A 19,841-nucleotide genomic window follows, 5' to 3' on the forward strand; every position below is an offset into this window, starting at 1 on the left:
CTTAGTCCTCCTTCTCTATAGCTTCCTGAAGCTCCTTGTCAAGCTCCCTGGATATCTTCTCGTACTCTTCATCCACATTCTCAGGAAGCACATATTTGAATCGTCCGATCTTTTCTCTGATCGGCATGTTCAGAATATTTCTTATGCTTGCTCCACCGGCCAGTGCCTGCGCTGACTCCTCATAAAATGCCATGATGAGCTCCATCATCAGAAACTGCTTGTGAAGCGGTGTGTATGTGTCCACATCATGGAATGAGTTCTGGTGAAGAAAATCCTCTCTGATGGATCTCGCCGCCTCCATCTTCAGTCGGTCTCCCGCTGAAAGGGCATCCATACCTACCATCTTAACGATCTCATCGAGCTCTGCCTCCTCCTGAAGCAGGGTCATCATCTTCTGTCTGTCGACCATGAACTTTTCATTTACATTTTCCTCGAACCATTTGCCCATATTGTCCACATACAGAGAGTATGAAGTCAACCAGTTGATGGCAGGAAAATGTCTCTTGTACGCAAGCGATGAATCCAGTCCCCAGAATACCTTGACGATTCGAAGTGTTGCCTGTGAAACCGGCTCGGAAATATCACCACCCGGAGGAGAAACCGCACCGATAACCGACAGTGCACCGGTTCTGCCCTCGCTGCCGAGAGTCTTGACCATTCCGGCTCTCTCGTAGAACTGTGCAAGTCTTGAACCGAGGTAAGCAGGGTAACCCTCCTCACCAGGCATCTCCTGCAGACGTCCTGACATCTCTCTGAGCGCCTCAGCCCAACGCGATGTGGAATCCGCCATGAGTGCCACCGAGTAACCCATATCACGGAAATACTCAGCTATAGTTATACCCGTATATATAGATGCCTCTCTGGCCGCAACCGGCATATCCGATGTGTTGGCTATGAGGACTGTTCTCTGCATGAGTGAATGTCCGGTCTTCGGATCCTTCAGCTCTGGGAACTCGTTCAGAACATCTGTCATCTCATTTCCGCGCTCTCCGCATCCGATGTAGACAACGATATCCGCCTCAGCCCACTTTGCAAGCTGATGCTGGATAACTGTCTTGCCGCTTCCGAAAGGTCCGGGAACCGCAGCCACTCCTCCCTTTGCTATAGGGAAGAATGTATCTACAACTCTCTGTCCTGTGATAAGTGGCATGATCGGTGGTATCTTTTCCTGATATGGACGGCCCTTACGAACCGGCCACTTTTGCATGAGTGTCAGCTCCCTGTCACCCTTGTCTGTCTCAACCACACACACAGTCTCCTCAACTGTGAATTCTCCTGCCTTTATCTCTTTGATGGTTCCTGTCACACCATAAGGCACCATGATCTTCTGTGTGACGACCACAGTCTCCTGAACTGTTCCTATCACATCGCCTGCCGACACTTTATCACCCACCTTGGCAGTCGGCACAAATGTCCACTTGATATCTCTCTTCAGCGATGGGACTTCAACTCCTCGCTTCAGGTTGTTACCACATATCTTCATGATATCATCCAGCGGTCTCTGGATTCCATCGTATATACTGCTTATAAGTCCCGGTCCCAGCTCAACCGACAGAGGCATTCCCGTTGACTCGACCGGTGCTCCCGGTGCAAGTCCTGATGTCTCCTCGTATACCTGAACTGATGCCTGATCTCCGTGCATCTCTATGATCTCGCCGATAAGTCTGCTCTCACTTACACGCACCACGTCGTACATATTTGCATCACGCATGCCCTCAGCGATGACCAGTGGTCCGGCGACCTTCTTAATCTTTCCTGTAGCCACTTAACAGCTCACGCTCCCTTCTATACTCACTCGCTCCATAGATAATTGCGAATCCTCTTTCCGATATGATTGAGGCAGTTTAGTATATCAATCAGTGGTCGCTTCCGCTTAACTCAGCCTGCAGCGGTACTAGGATGCCGCTGACGCGCCATCTAAGGACCGGCGGCTTCGTATTCCCCTGATTTGATAATACTAAACGCCTCTATCAAAATCGAATTATACCGATTTCGCAATTACCTATATCCGCTCGTTTCACCATTATTTTCTAATCATTCTTCATTAAATAAAATATCCGAGCCTACAGCCTGCTCAACGGATTTCTTTACTCCCGCTATTCCGGCCCCTGTATTGCCAGATATCCCCGGTATGAGAATGATCGCAGGCTTCATAACCTCTCTGTATCTGTCTATCTCTTTATTGAGATCCGAAGCCAGTGCCTCGGTCATATATATGACTGCATAATTGTCCTCTGCCAGCCTTTTCAGCAACGTGACCCCATAATCCAGATTATCTACAGGGAATGTATCCAGGCCCAGAGTTGCAAATCCGTATATACTGTCATAATCGCCCATAACAGCTATCTTATACATACATCTCCCTTACCCTTTCCCTGATAGCCTCCTCCGGAAGCTGGTTCAGCTTGCATGTCAATATGATCCTGACTGTCTTTATCTCGTTGAGCCTCGCCAGAATGTACGCCACTATCGGTCCCACCGTAAATGGGTTGTACTTCTGAGGCTTTATCGTTTCTATGATACGGTTGTCACACCATCTCTCAAATGCCGATGCCGACTCAGAAAGTGCCTCTGCCCCACCGGCGTATGCTGTATCTGCAAGGTATCTCTCTATCTCCTCCATGCCAGCCACCGCAGCCGTCGCCAGCCTGTCAATATCCAGAGTGTTGCACTCCGCCATGGCTCTCTTCATGAAATCCTTGTTTTTGCCTGTCTTCATGGATCTCACCGCTATCTTGATATCTGCAACAGCCACCGTCGTCTCTGCATAATCCCTGAGCAGGCTGTCATCTGCCTTCTTTGCAGCCTGCATGATCGCCAGCAGTGTTCCTCGATCTATCACAGCATCGCACATCTGTCCATCTCCAGCCTGTGCCATACAGTCCCAAGCCTCCCTCGCGCAGTCTCTCATGTGTTCTGGAAGTCTGTCCCACGCCTTGTCACTTACGATGGACAGCATCTTCTGACCGTCTATCTCGGCATTGTCGAAGAACACATGGGCAGGAGTCTCCCCAGCAACCACAGTCTTGATCGCCGCCTTGAGGTTGTGATACAGATCTGGAAGTCTTATGACATCGAACACGGACATATCATCCACCATCTCAGCCACAGCAGCCCACGTCTTGTCAGTCTCCGCCCTAAGTATGTCATTTTCATCCATACTGGCTTTATCACTATCGCCCCAGCCCTTCTCTATGATGAACTGAACCGCCTTCTTGTAGGAATCCGTGGCCACGAGCTGTTCTATGACTGCCTGACTCATAAGCGTCATCTCAAGTGCCCTGATCCTGGCAACTGCATATATATATTTGTCTGCCATCTGCCTACCTCCAGCTATCTGTTATCAACAAATAATAATTCATTTACCTTGTCTGCCAAATGTTCTCTGTTCGCGTCCAGCATTGCCCTGAATGAACAGTTTTCCTCGATTCCTCCGTAGATCAGGATAAATCCTCCATCTATATCACAGTTCCCATTGGACACCGTAAGGCTTCCTCCATGAGCTGCAGCTATCTGCTCTATCTGCTTCTCAGTCTGTGGTGTAAGTCGTTTTCTGTCTTTCCCGGAGAAACATATCTCTCCGCTTTTCGGCTGTACCGACTTCTCCAGACATTTGACGATCACCTGGAAATACTCCTCATCCGGGAGCGCCACCATTGCGTCATATGCCTTATCCAGCATATTCCCAATTATGGACTGCTTTGCCGCAAGTATCGCCTGTCTCTTCTTAAGCTCTGATGAGGACTTTGCCCTGAATGATCCGGACTTTTCTGCCTGGGCAACCTTCTCTCTGGTCTCCTCATTCATCTTATCCACAGTCTTTTTGGCATTTGCAATGATGGAATCCGCGTTTCTGGCAGCCTGAGCTTTGATCTCTTCAGCTTCCTTCTGCGCTTCCTGAAGGATCTGTTCTACGATTGTTTCCAATCCCGTCATAAAGTACATCCTCCTTACGAAAAGTTATAATTTGATTCCATTTACTGCAAGAATTGATACCAGAAGTGCAAGGATCGCATATGTCTCAACCATGGCTGGGAAAAGCATCGCCTTACCAAACTGATCAGGCTTCTTTACAACTATTCCAACTGCTGCAACTGCTGTCTTGCCCTGGTGCATTGCTGATACAAGACCAACTACCGCTATTGGAAGACATGCTGCAAGCATCATAAGTCCCTGTGCTACTGTGAGCTCCTTCGGTGTTCCTGAAAGGATTCCTATGTTGGACAATGCTATGAATCCAACAAGAAGTCCGTAGATACCCTGTGTACCCGGAAGAAGCTGGATGATAAGAACTTTTGCGAATTTGCTTGGATCCTCACTTACTACACCTGCTGCCGCCTGACCAGCAACTCCTACTCCATATGCAGATCCCATGCCTGCAAGAATTACTGCCAGCGCAGCTCCCACTAATGCCAAAACCGTTCCCATTGTCATAATATTTTCTCCTCCTAAAATTGGTTTCTTATTTCTGTGTTTCTGTACCACTTACTATATCAACGTACTTCGTATTCTCCCTGAACGGCCTGAATGGATTGCCGCCGCCCTCGTAGAATTTGCCGAAGAACTCTACATACTGGAGACGGCATGTGTGCACGTATGCTCCCAGCATGTTGATCGCAAGGTTGAACAGATGTCCTACTATAAATACGATGATGAACACTATGGCTCCGAATATTCCATCGCCAGCCATGCTTCCCATCTGGTTTATTACCTGTGCTATAACTCCCGTCGCAAGTCCCAGTGCAAGAAGTCTGGAGTACGACAGCAGATCTGACAGCCAGCCTGTCAGGTTGTATATGTCATACAGTCCAAGTGCAAGTCTGAGCACCGGATTCTTGTGGTCTCTTCCCGACATGAGCACGATGATCGCAGCTCCCACAATCGCCAGTCCGTAGCTTGTATTCTTAAGCCAGCCAGGGAAATTGAACTGCATCTGTGCTATGGATGCGAACAGCTCCGTCGGCATGAGCATCAGCACAAGTCCTGTGATGAGCATGAACCACGACAGCACGTCGCATATGAATGATTTCACATCTCCCTTCTTCAGACACATATATCCCTTGAGTGCCAGTCCGCCGAACAAATGCATAAGTCCGAACAGCAAAGAGAATAACAAAAGCTTCATTGGGTCATCCAGCGGTGCAAACCATACCGGCTTGAACGTCACCTCGTGGTGGAAAAACGTCCTCGATACCACCGTTATCAGGTCTCCGAAAAAACCACCAAATAATATTCCCCATATCAGTGTGGATATACCACAGTACATGAACAGACGCAGGGACTTTTGAAGTCCGTTCTCCATCTTCGGGAATTTCCTGATCAAAATAAAACATGCCAGGAATATGATGAGTCCATACGCCGCATCGGACAACATGAGTCCGAACAGGAATATATAGAATATCGCCATCGGTGTGGTTGGATCCATCTCACCTTTTCCCGGAAGTCCAAATGACTCCAGTACACCCTCCGCCGATGCGAACATCTTCGGATTCTGAAGCTGTATAGGTGCCGCTTCATCCTCCGGAACATCATATACATCAGCCATCAGGCTGAAATTCTCATTGAGTACAGCCACTACCCTGTCTGCATCTCTCTCCAGCACATATCCCGATATGACAAATGTGCTCTTTGACTGGAGAAGGCTTCCAAGGACCTTATATTTATCCGCCCTTATGCGGTAATAGTCAGCCAGAAGTCTCAGCTTGTCTCTGTCATCAGCCATGGATACTAGTTCATTCTTCTTGTCCTCTATCCACTGTTCGAACTCCCTTATATCCGCCCTGTACTTATCCGTCTTCTGTTCAGGTGTTCTTTTGGAGAAATACGAAATTCTTGTAAATCCATGGGATCTCAATATCTCCTCCACCCTCTGTGATACAGTTTTAATGGCTATTGCCACCATACAAGTCTGGTCCTTATCAGATCCTACAACAGTGACTGTGTATCCCGCTATCTCCGGTTCCGCAGAGCTTATATACCCCTGAATATCCGTCTCCGTGAGCCCCGGTGGCATAGTTCCGATCATCACATCCGTCTTCTCGGTCCCTGTGGTATTGATCGGTATGTCCATATTCAGCCACGGCGCCAATCCGTCTATAGCCACCTGACATTTGACTATTCCCGCCTCGCAGCCGGCTATGTCCTTGCTGATCTCCTGGATCTTTTTAACCTTACGATTATAATCCCATCTTCCAGCTATGATCTCCTGAATGTCAGCCTCTGACGCCTCCTGACGTCCTTCCAGGCTGGCAAATATGGATTTCTCCTCCGGAGCATATTTATCAATTATCTGTAAGGCTTCATCTGTATTCTGTACTCTCTTCTCGTACTTTGCTCTCTGGCTTGTGGTACTCATCTTCCTGAAGTCATCAGTCTCTTCGTTATCAGTCTGTATCTCAACCATTCCCAGCGACTGGAGCTTCTCAAGAATTGCTTTTCTGTCCCTCTTCATGGCACAGATCTCAATCTTCTTCATAGGAAGTACCGCCATACATTTACCCCCTTTCTTAAAATGCCTGCAGGACTTTTCATCCCACCAGCTCTGCGATGATCATGGAAGTAACCTCGCCTTCCATGGACGCTGCACGTTCCCTGAGATGTGCGATCTCAGCGGTGGCAATATCCATCGCCTTCACCGTGAGCTTCTCCTCCTCAGATCTGCCGGCTCCCTCGGCACTCTTCATGCTTTCTCTCGAAGCTGATCCTGCGGCCGCGATCATATCCGCAGCCTCCTTCTTTGCAGCAGCTACTGTATAGTCGGCTTCTTCCTTGGCCTTGCGAATGATCTCGTCAGCTTCAGACTCTGCATCGGTTATCTTCTTCATAGTCTCCTGCAGCATAACATTCCTCCCTTATAAAAATTTATGAGCAGACTCAATTCCATAAACACTTCATCAAAGCATCACTTTAGATTATTATGTCAAAACTCAAGTAATATTATTTTATAATGAGTTGGCTATATTGTAAATAAACATTTTGTAAAGTTTGTACAACCCCCTTGATATTTTTTTATTGTTAATGTACAATGTGACTATGTTGATAATACTTATGTTTATCCATTAATCATTTTTCTTCCTTTTAACGCGGTTATATGTCGAACAAATGATGCAGTTTGACGAAAACCGTATAAAAAAAGATCCCATGACAGTCTTGACCATACTGTCATGGGATTCTTTTTTGAGTATGAACGGGGTCCCCCTTACGGCATAACTTATGATACTACTCAATCATTCCGATTCTTCTTACGTGACGCTCATCATTTGAGAATGGTGTGTCGAGGAATATGTCGACTATCTTAAGTGCAAGTCCAGGTCCTATGACTCTGGCACCCATAGCCAGCATATTTGCATCGTTGTGCTCTCTTGTCGCCTGTGCCGAGAAGCAGTCGTGGCAGAGTGCAGCTCTGATTCCCTTTATCTTATTCGCTGAGATCGATATTCCTATTCCTGTTCCGCAGATGATGATTCCCTTATCACACTCACCTGAGGCTACTGCCTTTGCTGCTGCCTGTCCATATACCGGGTAGTCAACTGACTCTGTGCTGTAACAGCCAAAGTTCTTGTACTCAAGGCCTCTCTCCTCAAGATGCTTTATAACCTCCTGCATAAGCTCATATCCGCCGTGGTCACATCCAAGTGCTATCATGTTCTGATTCTCCTTTTTATATAATATTTTTTTCGAAATTAACTAACAGCTTATTATCCTGTGTCCTGCAGCCTTGATGAGACGGTTCATGATGGCGTAGCCCATGTCCCCCTCCTCAAATGACTCGCTGTATATATACTGTGCACCTATGTCATCACAGGTTCTGAGCAGACTGTACAGTCCGGCAGACACAGTTATCTCGTTCTTCTTGCTTCCGGCATCGTATACGTTCTCGCATACTCCGTCATCATAAAGACTGACATTGTCAGTGTCACACAGTACCGCAGTCTTGTATCCCTGCGCCTTTTTCTCCGCAACAAGACTTCTTATCTTCTCAGCCGCAGCCAGTCTATCGCCCTCTACTATGCTGAGTTCTCCCTTTGGAGCATAGTGTGTGTACTTCATCCCCGGAGCCTTAGGTCTCAGAGCATTGTTCATACCTGTTATCGCCGGATCTATAGTCACATCGCCAACGATATCCCTTATCATCTCCGGAGTGATATATCCAGGCCGCAATATAGTCGGTCTGTCTCCGGTCATGTCCACTATCGTCGACTCTATACCGATTCCGACTGCCCCGCCGTCGATGATCATATCTATCCTGCCGTCCATATCCTGCTGCACATGCTGCGCAGTGGTCGGGGATGGTCGTCCGGACAGATTGGCACTTGGAGCTGCGATATACACTCCCGAATCCTTTATGAGCCTCATGGCAACCGGATGCGATGGCATCCTGATGGCAACCGTATCAAGTCCGCCAGTGGTCGTGTGCGGAACGACCTCTTTCTTGTTGAGTATGATGGTGAGTGGTCCCGGCCAGAATGCTTCCATGAGCTTCTTCGTGTCGTCACTCACTGTCTCCGCCAGTTCATACACGCTTGATGTCTCTGCTATATGGACTATGAGCGGATTGTCCGATGGCCGGCCCTTTGCCGCATATATCCGATGTGACGCATCCGGATTCAGCGCGTCTCCTCCAAGGCCATACACTGTCTCTGTCGGAAATGCTACAAGACCACCTCTCTTAAGTATCTCCGCCGCCTGCTCATACATGCGGTCGTCATCCACTCCTGCTTTTGCAATTATAGTGTTCATCACTTTACCTTCTTCTATAATAAATTGTTATCGCTTCTATATTATTGCATATACGCCCATATTTTAGCCCAGCACTGCATGTGTGTCAAATGTTTAGGCTATATTTGGGTAACATATATCATATAACGTCCGCCGCCGTCATATAAAATAGTAATTACACTTCCCGGGTATCACCGATGCGTACTTCCACCAAATTATACATACTTGTATTTGCCATAATATTTGCAGTAATACTTCCTCCAATCCTCTGCTACATATTTATAGTCCGTCCCGCAGACCATACAGCCGGGCAGGATACTTCCACCAATACAGGAAATGAGCACACATCCACCGAAGGTTTGGACACCACAGATGCGGCCAAATCATTTACGATCCTCATCGATCCGGGACACGGCGGATTTGACCCGGGTAAGGTCAGCCCGGATGGGATCATGGAAAAGGATATAAATCTGGCCATCGCCTCAAAGCTGGCATCGGCACTTACGGATCAGGGATTTTCCGTGTATCTGACCAGAGACTCCGACAAGTCCCTGAACAGTGAAAATGCATCCAGCAAGAAGACTTCAGATCTGAAAGCCCGCACCAACCTCGCCACAAATGTAAACGCTGATCTCTACATCAGCATCCACCAGAACAGCTATTCAGCCGAGTATGTCCACGGAGCGCAGGTATTTTATTACTCCACTTCCTCCGGTGGTAAAGCCTTGGCGGAGTGCATCCAGGAGCATCTCATCTCCGAAGCCGATCCATCCAACACACGGGCAGCAAAGGGCAATTCCGAATACCTTGTTTTGCGGGAAAGTCCATGCACCGCCGTCATCGTTGAGTGCGGCTTTCTGAGCAACACAAAGGAATGTTCCGATCTGTGCAATGATGAATACCAGACCGCCCTAGCAAACGCCATCTGCAATGCAGTCTGTACATGGCATGAACAGCACGCCAAATAAAACCAGGAGCTCTGCTGTGACAGCGGCAGAGCCCCCAAATAGATGTTAAGTGTAATTCTGTGCATATAATTATGTTCTATATGCTACTGCTGCCTTTTAACCCCCTATAGGCATCACCCCCAAATAGTTTATTTTTCCAGCCCTGCCATGCAATGTAAAGACAGATGTGTTGTGATGTATTATTCTCCTTTTATGTGCCATGTGTCAGTTATGGAAATGTGTGAGCACTGTCATATCACTATCTCTGGGAATTGTATCTGAGACGATAAGAATCAGACAGAATTTGTAGAAAAATAAAGAAATGAGCTCATCTAAATATCCTGAGCACGTCCCGCTCACAACTCCACAATAACGCATAAAAAGCCATTTTCCAACCCCATTTGAGCATATTTTATGAAATTTTCATAAAAGTATACATAACGTAGAATTAGGGATATTTTTTCACGGAAAATTCCAATATTTTCTCCATATATCCTATTTACTTGCTTGACAAATGTGGTAAACTATAATACACATTTTAATACCATTAAATTATTGAAGGGGGTCGATTCTATGAAGATTGAACGTCTAAGTGAAAATCAGATAAGATGCACACTCAACAAAGCCGATCTCACCGAAAAGCAGCTCAAGATCTCCGAGCTTGCCTATGGCACACCGAAGGCAAAAGAGCTCTTCAAGGATATGATGCAGCAGGCATCTGTAGAATTAGGCTTTGAGGCTGACGACACTCCACTTATGATCGAAGCCATACCGGTATCACCAGATTGTCTCATACTCATTGTGACAAAGGTTGAAGATCCGGAAGAACTGGATACCCGCTTTTCCAGATTCTCAAAGACCAGCGAATATGATATTGATGACGATGACGAATACATGGATGATGATGACATAGATGACGATCTTGACGACAACGATGAGTCCAGGGATAACAACGGAACCATCGCAAGACTTGAGATCAGTGGATCCGGTTCCGTTCCACAGGGCGTAAGAGAGGCACTTGAGGGCATTTTCAACACCATATCCGGACTTGCCGGAACCGCAGGAGATTTTGCCGCTGCGGCAAATGGCAGCAATACATCATCTGATGACAGCACCACAGGCACTGCCGCCAGTACAACAGGCAGCACAAAGGAATCAGGTTCAGCAAGGGAGAGCATGTGCTCACTGTACATCTTTGACTCACTTGCAACCATCATAAGTGCAGCAAAACAGGTTGCTTCTTTCTACTTCAGCGAGAACTGCCTGTACAAGAATCCTTCCAACGGAAGATATTATCTGGTTCTCACGAACAGCAATAACACAAGCCAGGAATTTGTGAGAGTCTGCAATATCCTTGCAGAATACGGAACAGCACAGAAACTCACATATGCCATGCCGGCACATTTCAAGGAGCACTTCACCGCTATTATGCCGGAGGAAGCACTTCAGACACTGTCAGCATTATAAGTAATAGCCAGAGATTCCGGCGCAGCAAAAAAGACGTACCGCACAAGCGATACGTCTTTTTGTTTTATATGTCAATATCATCATTCTCGATAACTGCTTTTGGATTGGTGTAGAAGAGCTCCGTCATGTAATCCTCTCCATACTTTCGCTCTATGTACTCAGCACACTCCCTGAGGTATGGTGCTTTATCCTCTGAATCCAATGCATCACTTGCCACAAAGTGAACAAGCTCTCCCTTGAGAAGCTTTCTCGAAAAATTCTTGATGTCATGTCCAAGATCTCCAACCACAGCCGATGCACTTATCTGTACATATGCACCAAACTGAATGAGCTCCTCGACCTTGTCCTCGTCTTCCTCAAGACATTCATACTGTTCTACATTGGCAACTATCGGTATATATCCGTCCATATTGATGTCTCTTATAGCTTCAGATATCGTCTCAAAATCCACATCATAAGGGAATCTGATCATAACATACTTGCTGTCTGCCATGGAATCCAACTGACCAGATATGATCTTCTGGTGGTTCTCATCGTTATACTCTATCTCTCTTCCAAGATAGACTCTGTAATCCGGATCTATCTTTCCAGCTTCAACGTTGAGCTGTTCCACAAGTCTGTCCAGTTTGTCTCCATCCATTATCGGATTCTTCTTGTTGTATGGCGGGGTGGCAACTATCGTCCTTATTCCCTCATCATACGCTATTCTGAGCATCTCTGCCGCTTCCCGGAAATTATCCGGTCCATCCTCTGTTCCCGGTAAAATATGACAATTAATATCTATCAGTCCAAATATTCCCTGCCCGGGAGGATTTGTTCCGTCTGTCTTCATATATCTCTCCATCCTTTATAGTACACCTGGTTACTTTGGCAAGTATACTACTCAGCCTCCTTTTTTGCAAGATAATCATTGATCTCCTGCTCAAGCTCCTCTGCATCAAGTCCGTGAACGGCTGCTGCCTCCTCAAGACTCTCTCCTGCTGCTGCAAGGCATCCTATGCAATGCATACCTGCTGCCATCAGTATTGCTGCATTTCCTGCATCAACTGCAAGAATGTCATTTATAAGCATGTCTTTACTTATCTTTACCATTATTTATATCCTCCTTAGATTGCGCTCTTACTCAGCATTCACATTATATTATACCCAATTTTAAATGTCTATCCCTTTTATTGTTACTTATTGATAAAACCCGTTGTTGATAAATATTATTATCACTTGCTAATTAATGAGTTTTGTTTTACAATAAGCGTGTGATTATTTTTACTTTATAAGGAGGAAACAATTATGGCATTCGTTATTGGCGATTCATGTATCGGTTGTGGTTCATGTGCTGGTGCTTGTCCAGTAGGTGCTATCAGCGATAATGGCGGCGTATTTGTTATCGATGGTTCACAGTGTATCTCATGTGGTGCTTGTGCTGGTTCTTGTCCAGTAGGAACAATCGCAGAGGAGTAATCTACATGATCCGTAACATTCGGATCCATGCTAAGTAACTTATACTACAACTATTATAAAGAAAACGGAGCGGTAACTCGCTCCGTTTTCTTTTTATCTTTATTCCTCAACATAAGTGTAGGATTCATTGTGCCACTGGAGCATCATATCCGTATACTCATCTCTTGACACAACTATCTCCTTGTCCTCGACAGGATCATAATATCTTATGTCTGCCTCATTATAGCTCACTATGAGAACATATCTGCCATCGCTTATCCTCGATATTACCGGTATTCCCGAACTCACATAACCGAGGAGCATATCCAGCGAAAGACCTGTAACATCTATGCCCTGTCTCTTTCCAAGAGAGTTAAGAGCCTCGACAGGATCTGTATACTGTGCTATATCATCCTCTGTCACCTGTACTCCCTGATACGTCAGAACCATGTACAGACAGTCGCCGAGTGACGCATCCACACTTCCCGTACTGCGATGGAATATTCCAGAGGCAATGGTGTTGTATTCCTGGCTCTCAGCCTGCCTGTATATTACCTCGCCTTCGCTTGACACCACTATACCTGATACAGACACTGCATAATTTATCGCATCACCCGCCACGTCATATATCTTTGAAAGTCCAAGATTGTCGTACACATGATAGGTCACCTTATCACGCACTACTGTCATTATCATACTTGCAGCATCAGGATCTATCTTTTCCTTTGTTATGTTCAGCGCCGGTATATAGCTCAGATACATATTTGACGGAACCGTAAAATACAGCCTGTCATATCCGGTTATGGATGACAGATGGGTAGTTCCTATCGTCTCCTTTGTATCGTCCTCCTTGAAGGTTATGAAATCATCGTCCACAGACTTGAATCCACTGTCGGATTTCTCTCCTCTTGTCAGATACAGCAGATTCGTATCCACATCAACCTGCATCAGATAATACCCGCTCTTTGCGTATTCCTTTATCTGCTCGCCATCGCTGTTTACTATATACAATCTGGATGCAGGTATGTTATCTCTGGACTCCTCGCTGTACCTCGTACCAACAAATGACTCAGCATCCACATCAACCTGCGCATCAGATATGCTCGACACTCCGTATACCATATCCGAGTCCTTAAAGCCATAGCATATCAGACATTCCCCTGCTCCGGCGGTGATCTCATAACTCTTTCCGGTATGCATATTCATCAGAGTCAGCTTTGTATTGCTGCTCTGGTCCTCGCTCTCTCCATACGCCATAACTTCCATGTTCACCGACACCTTGACATCGCTGGCTGACAGTCCCTCCGCAATATAAGACTGCTGTCTCGTCCTCATGTCCACGGCGTTCACCTTTCCGCCGAGCATGTAATAAAACTTATCTCCGTCGTAATATGTCAGTCTGGAGGTCTCGCTCTTCATAGCCTCATAAGGCACATTGCACTCGACGAACAGAAGCTCGTCCACCTCCAGAGTCGTATAATCAAATGTATACAGCGCAACTCCGAGCTTTCCCTCATGATCTCCGCTGTTCATATATCCATACACCGCAAATGTCATATTTCCATCTTTGTCAAAGCTTATGATGTTCATGTCATGGTCGGCGTAAGTGTTTGAGTCATTTGCATGGTCATCCATTCCTGATCCGTACACCAGAGTTATCTGTCCATCGCCGTAGTCATACATCCAGAGCTGTCCATTTCTCACAAATGCGATCTTCTTGTTATCCTCTGTGTAGCGGTATTCCAGATCATCCGATGACACGATACCTATCTCATACACATTGTTTATAGCATCTATGCCGTCTTTGTCAAAATACTCGTCCACATATCTGTCATAGCTGAGCATGGTGATCTTCGGCTCAGTCTCCGTAACAGTATCTGCATCCTGTTCATCCGAATAGGCCTCATCATACGAAGCTGTTTCGTCAAAATATATTCCATCAGTGCCGGCTCCGTCCGCCTCATCAGTCTGGCTGGCAACAGGCACATCCTTGTAGCTGATCTTATAGAACTCCTTAACTGTATAATAGCTCATGACATCCTGCGATGTGATGGACATGGCTTTATATTCCATCTCGATCACCGCATAGTTGACATCTATCTCCTTTATATATGTGTTTACATCGCTTATAACCGTAGGCTTAAGCCCATCCCAGAGGAGATCCGAGTATGCATTTGCAAGGTTCACATGTCCCAGTCCGTAGGAATCTCCCGTTCCGCCACCCGTGTATTCCTGCTTGTAGGTTCCTATGACCGATTCCGACTCCAGCTTGTCAAATGCAAATGTCGCATCGTGGAAATCCTTTGCGGCATTCAGCAGTTGGGACTCATGATAATTGTCATTTACGACCACTCTGGTATAGTATGAAGCACTCCTGCCATCACCGCTCTTAAGCTTGACAACCAGCATATACTCCATATCCTGCTTGAGATCCATTCTCGCACTTATATCAAGCACATCGTAGCCATCAGTTCCCGAGGCCGCCTCCAGATCACCCTTCTCTATAAGGGAATCTCCGGATATCGACCTGATCTCATACGAATACGACGCATCCTTAAATGCATCATTCTCCACCATTATCTCAAGATTCTTATTCTCATCTATCGGCGTCACAGAGTCCCTGAGAAGTGTGAGGTCGACCTCCCCTGTATAACCATGCATACAATTGAGAAGCGAATCGCCATAGCACACATAAGCTAATGGCAACTCTGCATCCTTCATCTCCGCAGCCAGATTCTTGTAACTTCTATTCTGAAATATATTGACCAAATATATTGTGATCACAAATATTGCTGCCATCACAAGTATTCTCACAAGTACATTTATTTTCTTCTTCACTTAATAAAACCTTCTTCTACGTCTTCTATGCCTGTCGCGTCTCATACAGAATTCATTGCACACAAGCAGTTCGATTATATTTCTCATAACACAATTGGCGCATCCGGGTCCCTCTGGAACATATGGCGGTTCCTCGTACGAAGCTTCACCTGCCGAAGCCATTCCTGCATAACAATCCTCCGATATCTGCCCACTTTCGCTCAGATCATCGTACACCCTTCGCGCAACACGGCGCATCTCTTCTCTGTCAGGATATTGAACAAGCATCGGACTGCCCTCATACTCGAGCTTGTCACACTCCTCCTCCACGGCCATACTGACCTTTCGGAGTTCTTCCGGGTACATCTCCTTCATGTACTCAATATCCCTCATCATTTCATCTGTCCCATCATCACAGTCAGGAAGCATGATTCCTGTCGAACTCATACTGTATCCACCAGTCTCACCCATACCGGGTATCACAGGTGTCTTGATATTATAGACATTTCCATCCCTTATAAGCCCTCTGAGGTTTTCATCGTCCGGGCTGTAAGGAATATACTTAAATTCTTCACTCATACAAATCTCCCTATCTGCATTGTTGTGTGTCTATTACATAGATATGCAGATGGGGAGAATGTGTGAATATCTCTGTTACTTTTTTCAGAGCTTACTTTATCTGTCTCCGAATGAGATTCCAAGTGTTCTTGCCTCGCTGATGATGTCGTCATCAGGAGATACGTATTTGAGCTTTCCTGCACTCTCTGAGAGTGGGATAGCTGTAACCTTGTTGTCAAGGAATACAACAAGCTTTCCAAAATCCTTTGCCTTTATGAGCTCTGCTGCCTTTGCTCCAAATCTTGATGATATGACTCTGTCATATGCATCCGGACTTCCACCTCTCTGGGTATGTCCAGGTATTGCTATTCTTATATCCTGTGTTGTGTACGCCTTGAGCTTATCAGCCAGCTCATACGCAACTGATGGATATGGATTGTTGGCTATCGCTTCTTTTCTCTTCTTCTTTGGAAGCTCTGCGATCTCCTTCGGAATAGCACCTTCGGCAACTGCAACTATCGTGAAGCCCTTGTTGTCCTTTGTTCTCTTGTCTATAGCCTTATATACCTTATCGATATCGTATGGGATCTCCGGGAGCAGGATCACATCTGCGCCACCGGCGATTCCGGCGTGGAGAGTTATCCAGCCAACCTTGTGGCCCATAATCTCAACGATAAAGATTCTGTTATGCGATGCAGCGGTTGTGTGGATACAGTCTATTGTCTGGGTCGCTATATCAACAGCACTCTGGAAACCAAATGTCATGTCAGTTCCCCACAGATCATTGTCTATGGTCTTTGGCAGACCGATGACATTGAGTCCCTCCTCACTGAGGAGATTTGCGGTCTTCTGTGAACCATTTCCACCTAAAACGCACAGGCAATCCAGCTTCAGCTTCTTATAGGTATCCTTCATGGACTTTACCTTGTCCAGACCATCCTCAGTTGGCTCTCCCATGAGCTTGAATGGCTGTCTTGAACTGCCGAGGATCGTTCCACCCTTGTTGATAATACCTGAGAAATCAGCCGGCTTCATCTTGATATAGTTGCCTCTAATGAGTCCCTTGTAACCCTCAAGGAATCCATAGATCTCAACCTCGTCAAACAATTCATACAAACCCTTTGCGATTCCGCGCATAGTTGCATTTAATGCCTGACAGTCACCACCACTAGTCAAAAAGCCTACTCTTAACATACTCTGCACCTCTTTCTTTTATTTTTCTTATGTACACAGACTGTCTGTATACATTATAAGTATACTCTTCCCTCAAGAGCCCTCAGAAGCGTAACCTCATCTATACACTCCAGATCTCCGCCTACAGGCACACCGCTTGCTATACGGCTGACCTTGATACCGGCCGGCTTCACAAGCTTTGATATATACATCGCAGTCGCCTCACCCTCCGGGCCTGAACCTGTAGCGATTATGAGCTCATCCACATCTTCATTCTGAAGCCTTCTCATGAGCTCGGATATCCTGATATCCGCCGGGCCGATACCCAGGGCAGGATTTATAACTCCGTGGAGCACATGGTAAACGCCATCAAACTGTCCTGTTCTCTCATATGCCGCCAGATCCCTCGGGGTCTCCACCACCATTATCACCTTGTGATTCCTGTTTGGTGAACTGCATATAGGACATACCTCCCTGTCAGTTATCGTGTAGCAACAACTGCAGTATTTTATGTTCTTCTTTGCATTCACAATGGCATCGGATAACGCCAGCGCCCTCTCCTCAGGCATACTGATTATGTGAAACGCCAGTCTCTGAGCCGTCTTGGAGCCTATTCCTGGGAGTCTTCCCAGCTCTTCTATAAGTCTGTTTACTTCTCCTCCATAAACTTCCATTAGAACGGCAATCCTCCAAGTCCCATTCCACCTGAGATCTTGCCCATACTGCTATTGTAGTCATCCTCCTGTGCTCTCAGTGCCTCGTTCACAGCCGATATGATAAGATCCTCAAGTGTCTCTATATCATCAGGATCAACAACCTCAGGATCAAGCTTGATCTCCATGAGTTCCTTCTTACCTGACACCTTTGCAGTGACAACTCCTCCACCTACAGATGACTCATACACCTTATCCTCAAGTGTCTTAGTTGTCTCCTCCATCTGCTTCTGCATCTTCTGTGCCTGCTTCATAAGATTGTTCATATTACCAGGCATCATACCTCCTGGGAAACCGCCTCTCTTAGCCATTACAATAGTCCTCCTTATTCTGATTAAATAATTTATAATATGATATCATCATTTCTTATCTATTGGAAAGTTGATCTTGTTCAGGTTCAGTATATTCTCCGTCTCAAGCCTTCCATTATCACTGTGGGAATTCCTTGTACAAAGTATCTCAAATTCAATCTCTCTTCCAAGATATTCCTCGATCACACTCTTCACATGCTCCACATTCTCAGGCTTGTCAAAGTATAACTTCGGCATATCGTCATCCGTCAGCGGGATCATGAGCAGAAGTCTTCTGTGATCATCGGACAGTATGAGCTTCGTCCTTATGGCCGGATCAGCATCATTTCTCTTGAGATATCTTCTCGCAGGAACCGACAGCTTCTCCAGTATATCATTCCAGTTCTCCGCAGCTCTCTGCAGATCCTCGAACTCTGCCTTTGGAAGCTCCATTGCCAGCTTGTCCTGATATTCCTTCATGCCCTTCTGATCTATCACATCGTCAGCCGGGCTTACGGAGGCAGCACTTTGAACCGGCGCAGCCTGTATGCCATTTGCCTCAAGGTCATCAAGCTTCTTCTCAAGCATCCTTACCCTCTCGATCAGACTTGTGGTATCAACCTCCATCTGTGGTCTGCACAGCTTTATAACAGCCATCTCAAGCACTATCCTCTTCTGTGAGGAATACTTGATGCTGGCGGCTGTATCCGAGAACACGTTTATATATCTTACTATGGTGCTCTCCTCCATATGACCGGATATCTCTCTTATGCGTTCCAGATTCTCCTTGGTCATATCCAATCTGTCGCCCTCCGCCGAGGACAGCTTGACAACGAGTATGTTCCTGAGAAACCATGTAAATTCATTTACGAAACGGCCAAGCTCACGTCCCTGCCACACAACTTCGTCAACCACATCTATGGCATGTTCAACATCAGATTCCAGCACGCACTCCAGAAGTCTTGCAAATGTATCTATGTCCACAGCTCCTATGGTCTCAAGCACATTATCATATGTAAGCTTCTGTCCGAGATTGAATGCAACGCACTGATCCAGAATAGACAAGGCATCTCTCATGGAACCATCGCCGGATTTTGCGATATAATCTATCGCCTTCTTATCCGCATCAAGTCCCTCCCTGTTCATAAGCTCCTCCAGTCGATCCGAGATGACATCCACCGGGATACGTCTGAAGTCGTACTTCTGACACCTTGACGATATGGTTATAGGTATCTTGTGGGACTCCGTGGTAGCCAGTATGAATATTACATATGATGGCGGCTCCTCGAGAGTCTTTAACAGAGCGTTGAACGCTCCCGGAGACAACATATGAACCTCATCTATGATGTATACCTTATACTTGCCCTCAGTAGGAGGATATGCTACCTCCTCCCTTATCTGCCTTATATTGTCAACACCATTGTTGGAGGCCGCATCTATCTCAATGACATTAAGCGATGATCCATCCGATATGGCTCTGCAGCTTGCACATTCATTACATGGGCTTCCGTCCACCGGATGCTCACAGTTACATGCCTTGGCAAATATCTTGGCGATCGAAGTCTTACCTGTTCCTCTTGTACCGCAAAATAAAAAGGCATGACCAAGTCTATCATTCTTAATCTGGTTTCTAAGAGTGGTAACTATATGATCCTGCCCCTTTACCTCGTCAAAAGTATCAGGTCTCCATTTTCTATATAAAGCTACATACGACATCACCA

General features: G+C 46.2%; 20 protein-coding genes. 3 read left to right on the forward strand and 17 right to left on the reverse strand.

Features of this window, described 5'->3' with window-relative positions; all coding sequences use genetic code 11:
* Window position 1: 1 nt before the first annotated feature.
* The 9 genes from DWW70_RS05885 to DWW70_RS05925 all read right to left on the reverse strand — a co-directional run bounded on the left by DWW70_RS05885 (window position 2) and on the right by DWW70_RS05925 (window position 8,739).
* Window positions 2-1,765, reverse strand: a complete 1,764-nt coding sequence (locus tag DWW70_RS05885) for a V-type ATP synthase subunit A (RefSeq protein ID WP_022217533.1) — start codon at window positions 1,763-1,765, stop codon at window positions 2-4.
* Between the two features lie 269 nt (window positions 1,766-2,034).
* On the reverse strand, window positions 2,035-2,355 hold the full coding sequence (locus tag DWW70_RS05890) for a V-type ATP synthase subunit F (RefSeq protein WP_022217532.1): 321 nt from the start codon (window positions 2,353-2,355) through the stop codon (window positions 2,035-2,037).
* Entirely contained in the window at window positions 2,348-3,319 is a 972-nt protein-coding gene (locus tag DWW70_RS05895; protein ID WP_022217531.1) for a V0D/AC39 family V-type ATPase subunit, read from the reverse strand. Before DWW70_RS05895 ends, DWW70_RS05890 begins: the two co-directional genes overlap by 8 nt.
* Before the next feature lie 14 nt (window positions 3,320-3,333).
* The gene (locus DWW70_RS05900) at window positions 3,334-3,936 is read right to left on the reverse strand and encodes a V-type ATP synthase subunit E (RefSeq protein WP_118649458.1); all 603 of its coding nucleotides are present in this window, start codon (window positions 3,934-3,936) and stop codon (window positions 3,334-3,336) included.
* A 24-nt stretch (window positions 3,937-3,960) separates the two neighbouring features.
* Window positions 3,961-4,434 (reverse strand): V-type ATP synthase subunit K, encoded by a 474-nt coding sequence (locus tag DWW70_RS05905; protein WP_004850778.1) that lies wholly within the window; start codon window positions 4,432-4,434, stop codon window positions 3,961-3,963.
* Between the two features lie 28 nt (window positions 4,435-4,462).
* Window positions 4,463-6,490 carry a V-type ATP synthase subunit I gene (locus DWW70_RS05910; RefSeq protein ID WP_118649459.1) on the reverse strand — a complete coding sequence of 676 codons (2,028 nt, stop codon included), beginning with the start codon at window positions 6,488-6,490 and terminating at the stop codon, window positions 4,463-4,465.
* A gap of 37 nt (window positions 6,491-6,527) precedes the next feature.
* Entirely contained in the window at window positions 6,528-6,839 is a 312-nt protein-coding gene (locus DWW70_RS05915) for a vacuolar (H+)-ATPase G subunit (protein ID WP_015534275.1), read from the reverse strand.
* 379 nt (window positions 6,840-7,218) lie between these two features.
* Complete coding sequence (gene rpiB, locus DWW70_RS05920; RefSeq protein ID WP_015534276.1) at window positions 7,219-7,644, reverse strand: ribose 5-phosphate isomerase B; 426 nt, start codon at window positions 7,642-7,644, stop codon at window positions 7,219-7,221.
* 42 nt (window positions 7,645-7,686) lie between these two features.
* On the reverse strand, window positions 7,687-8,739 hold the full coding sequence (locus tag DWW70_RS05925; protein ID WP_022217527.1) for an L-threonylcarbamoyladenylate synthase: 1,053 nt from the start codon (window positions 8,737-8,739) through the stop codon (window positions 7,687-7,689).
* Window positions 8,740-8,915: 176 nt separating this feature from the next.
* Between DWW70_RS05925 and DWW70_RS05930 the strand changes: the two genes are divergently transcribed.
* Both DWW70_RS05930 and DWW70_RS05935 read left to right on the forward strand, forming a co-directional pair.
* Window positions 8,916-9,686, forward strand: a complete 771-nt coding sequence (locus tag DWW70_RS05930) for an N-acetylmuramoyl-L-alanine amidase (RefSeq protein WP_022217526.1) — start codon at window positions 8,916-8,918, stop codon at window positions 9,684-9,686.
* A 552-nt stretch (window positions 9,687-10,238) separates the two neighbouring features.
* Window positions 10,239-11,132 carry an adaptor protein MecA gene (locus DWW70_RS05935; protein WP_015534279.1) on the forward strand — a complete coding sequence of 298 codons (894 nt, stop codon included), beginning with the start codon at window positions 10,239-10,241 and terminating at the stop codon, window positions 11,130-11,132.
* A 64-nt stretch (window positions 11,133-11,196) separates the two neighbouring features.
* Here DWW70_RS05935 and DWW70_RS05940 read toward each other — a convergent pair whose 3' ends face one another.
* Both DWW70_RS05940 and DWW70_RS05945 read right to left on the reverse strand, forming a co-directional pair.
* Window positions 11,197-11,964, reverse strand: coding sequence for a CpsB/CapC family capsule biosynthesis tyrosine phosphatase (locus DWW70_RS05940; RefSeq protein ID WP_022217525.1), 768 nt, complete (start codon window positions 11,962-11,964; stop codon window positions 11,197-11,199).
* A 47-nt stretch (window positions 11,965-12,011) separates the two neighbouring features.
* Window positions 12,012-12,224, reverse strand: coding sequence for a DUF1858 domain-containing protein (locus DWW70_RS05945; RefSeq protein WP_015534281.1), 213 nt, complete (start codon window positions 12,222-12,224; stop codon window positions 12,012-12,014).
* 195 nt (window positions 12,225-12,419) lie between these two features.
* Here DWW70_RS05945 and DWW70_RS05950 point away from each other — a divergent pair, with 195 nt between their 5' ends.
* Complete coding sequence (locus DWW70_RS05950) at window positions 12,420-12,590, forward strand: DUF362 domain-containing protein (RefSeq protein ID WP_015534282.1); 171 nt, start codon at window positions 12,420-12,422, stop codon at window positions 12,588-12,590.
* 99 nt (window positions 12,591-12,689) lie between these two features.
* Here DWW70_RS05950 and DWW70_RS05955 read toward each other — a convergent pair whose 3' ends face one another.
* The 6 genes from DWW70_RS05955 to dnaX all read right to left on the reverse strand — a co-directional run bounded on the left by DWW70_RS05955 (window position 12,690) and on the right by dnaX (window position 19,836).
* A complete protein-coding gene (locus tag DWW70_RS05955; RefSeq protein WP_118649460.1) occupies window positions 12,690-15,407 on the reverse strand; it encodes a hypothetical protein in 2,718 nt (905 codons plus the stop codon).
* Window positions 15,408-15,965, reverse strand: coding sequence for a hypothetical protein (locus DWW70_RS05960; RefSeq protein ID WP_015534283.1), 558 nt, complete (start codon window positions 15,963-15,965; stop codon window positions 15,408-15,410).
* 96 nt (window positions 15,966-16,061) lie between these two features.
* Complete coding sequence (locus tag DWW70_RS05965; protein ID WP_015534284.1) at window positions 16,062-17,138, reverse strand: 6-phosphofructokinase; 1,077 nt, start codon at window positions 17,136-17,138, stop codon at window positions 16,062-16,064.
* Between the two features lie 53 nt (window positions 17,139-17,191).
* Complete coding sequence (recR, locus tag DWW70_RS05970; RefSeq protein ID WP_022217523.1) at window positions 17,192-17,791, reverse strand: recombination mediator RecR; 600 nt, start codon at window positions 17,789-17,791, stop codon at window positions 17,192-17,194.
* Complete coding sequence (locus tag DWW70_RS05975; protein ID WP_015534286.1) at window positions 17,791-18,141, reverse strand: YbaB/EbfC family nucleoid-associated protein; 351 nt, start codon at window positions 18,139-18,141, stop codon at window positions 17,791-17,793. The genes recR and DWW70_RS05975 overlap by 1 nt, the downstream gene beginning before the upstream one ends.
* A gap of 48 nt (window positions 18,142-18,189) precedes the next feature.
* Window positions 18,190-19,836, reverse strand: a complete 1,647-nt coding sequence (dnaX, locus tag DWW70_RS05980) for a DNA polymerase III subunit gamma/tau (RefSeq protein WP_015534287.1) — start codon at window positions 19,834-19,836, stop codon at window positions 18,190-18,192.
* Window positions 19,837-19,841: the final 5 nt, after the last annotated feature.

Source organism: Coprococcus sp. AF16-5 (assembly GCF_003479365.1).
Classification (GTDB): Bacteria; Bacillota; Clostridia; order Lachnospirales; family Lachnospiraceae; genus Coprococcus; species Coprococcus aceti.